The sequence below is a fragment of the Streptococcus sp. HSISS2 genome, from assembly GCF_000448665.1.
GTDB classification, from domain to species: Bacteria; Bacillota; Bacilli; order Lactobacillales; family Streptococcaceae; genus Streptococcus; species Streptococcus raffinosi.
The window spans coordinates 614654-616659 of sequence record NZ_CM002133.1; the positions used below are offsets into that span (position 1 = coordinate 614654).

Annotated in this window: 1 protein-coding gene and 2 pseudogenes; all 3 read left to right on the forward strand. The window is 41.5% G+C overall.

What is annotated here, in order from left to right:
- Positions 1-42 precede the first annotated feature (42 nt).
- Positions 43-842: pseudogene (locus HSISS2_RS02880) on the forward strand (PhzF family phenazine biosynthesis protein).
- 312 nt (positions 843-1154) lie between these two features.
- On the forward strand, positions 1155-1757 hold the full coding sequence (locus tag HSISS2_RS02885) for a hypothetical protein (protein WP_021145300.1): 603 nt from the start codon (positions 1155-1157) through the stop codon (positions 1755-1757).
- A pseudogene (locus tag HSISS2_RS10705) lies at positions 1757-2006 on the forward strand (energy-coupling factor transporter transmembrane protein EcfT); the annotation flags it as partial. The gene HSISS2_RS02885 and the pseudogene HSISS2_RS10705, both read left to right, overlap by 1 nt.

The window sequence follows — 2006 nt, forward strand, 5'->3', positions numbered from 1 at the left end:
AATTTTTCAGATATAATAAAGAAACAATTTAAGGAGTCGTCCATGACAATTAGTCAATATACCCTCCCACAATTTATCGTTGATGCTTTTACAGATACCGTTTTTAAAGGCAACCCTGCTGCTGTTTGTCTTTTGGATGAATGGTTATCGGATAATACCTTGCAGAATATCGCCAGAGAAAATAATCTCTCTGAGACAGCTTTTACGGTTAAAAATGATGATTACTATGAATTACGTTGGTTTACTCCGGGTGGAGAAATCGATTTGTGTGGTCATGCTACTTTGGCAACGGCCTTTGTTCTCTTTCAATTTAAAGAAAAAGAAGCTGAAAATCTTACCTTTGAAACACAAAGTGGCGAACTTGTGGTTACTAGGAAAGCTGAGTATTATGAGCTTAATTTCCCAGTATATTCTATGCAGCAAGTTCCAGTCACAAGTGAGATGGAAGAAGCAATCGGAGTGCGTCCGCTTGAAGCGTGGCTTGAAGGGACCTAGTTTGTATCCTCCCTCATGAAAATGATGTCATTGCTGCGACTCCAGATTTCGATAAAGTTAAAGCTTTAGATGGACTCCTTTTAAATATCACTGCTAGAGGGGAAAAATACGATACTGTTACACGAAGTTTTGCTCCAAAATTATCCATTGAGGAGGATCCAGTTTGTGGGTCAGGTCATTGTCATGTCATTCCTTTATGGGCTAATAAGTTAGGACAAGTAGAATTTAGAGCTTATCAAGCCTCTGAGCGAAGTGGAGTTCTTATTTGTTGCTTGGAGGGAAATCGGATTTACCTTTCAGGAAAAGCTGCCCTCTATAGTCGTGGCGAGATTTATGTAACAGACTAGATGTTGTCTTGTTAAAAAAAGAAGTATAAGCAATAACGATTAAAGTCATTATAAAAACAAAAGATGTCTAGCAGAAGCTAGGCATTTTCAATTACCGAACTTTTTCGCAGAATTTTCAGAAAAGACTTGACAATTTCGAGAATAAGCGTATGATATGAGTAAGAACTCGAAAATAGTATTTTTACTATATTAATTTATGTCGACTACGGTTAGTAAAGTGATAAGACCTAAGAGTTCAGTTGACTATACTATAGAGCGTTACGTCCGAAAGTCATTCCCGACACGGCTCTTTAAAAACAAAAGGAGAAGATTATGAAAACAGAACCGATTCATCGTACCAGTATGTGGAAATTTAAGTTAAGTGCTGCCACCATGACTTTGATTCCCGCTGCCGTGGGGATTAACTATGTTGCCAAAGCCTTGGCGGAGGGGTTAAAGTTGCCCGTTTGGCTGGGGTCTTTGGGAACCTTTCTTGCCAGCATGTTGGCTGGGCCAGTTGCCGGTGCCATCAGTGGTTTCATCAACAACGTGATCTATGGGCTGACCTTATCGCCAATTTCAACCGTGTATGCGATAACCAGCATCGGAATTGGTATTGCTGTCGGAGTTTTGCACGCCAAGGGGTGGTTCTCGTCAGCGCGACGAGTATTTGTTTCTGCAATTATTATTGCCATCGTTTCAGCTGCCATTTCAACGCCACTCAACGTCATCTTTTGGGGTGGTCAGACCGGTATCGCTTGGGGTGACTCATTGTTTGCGGTAATGGTCGCCAATCATGCACCAGTGTGGTTGGCCTCATTTATCGATGAGTTTGTCTTGGATGTTTTGGATAAAGTCTGCGTGGCCTATCTGGCATTCTTCATCTATCGTCAGCTACCGAAGCGGATGGTGCACTTCTTTAGCGGTGATAAATGATGACTGATCAAACATTGATTTCTGGAGCGCCACGGGTCAAGCTCAAGTGGTACCAGGTGATCGATCCGATTACTAAGCTCTTGTTCATCTTGGACATGACGTTGTTGAGCTTTGCCAGTATGAATTTATTGCTTCAGGTCGGATTAATTCTTGTCGCAACACTGCTATTGTTATTTTCCAAATTGAGTTCTACCATCTTTAAGGCGCTGGGATTCAGCCTGTTTCTGATTTGCACCATGCTGATCATCA

What these genes read in the sequence shown, in the direction of transcription:
- HSISS2_RS02885 (WP_021145300.1), top strand. Translation starts at nt 1,155, where the DNA reads ATGAAAACAGAACCGATTCATCGTACCAGTATGTGGAAATTTAAGTTA.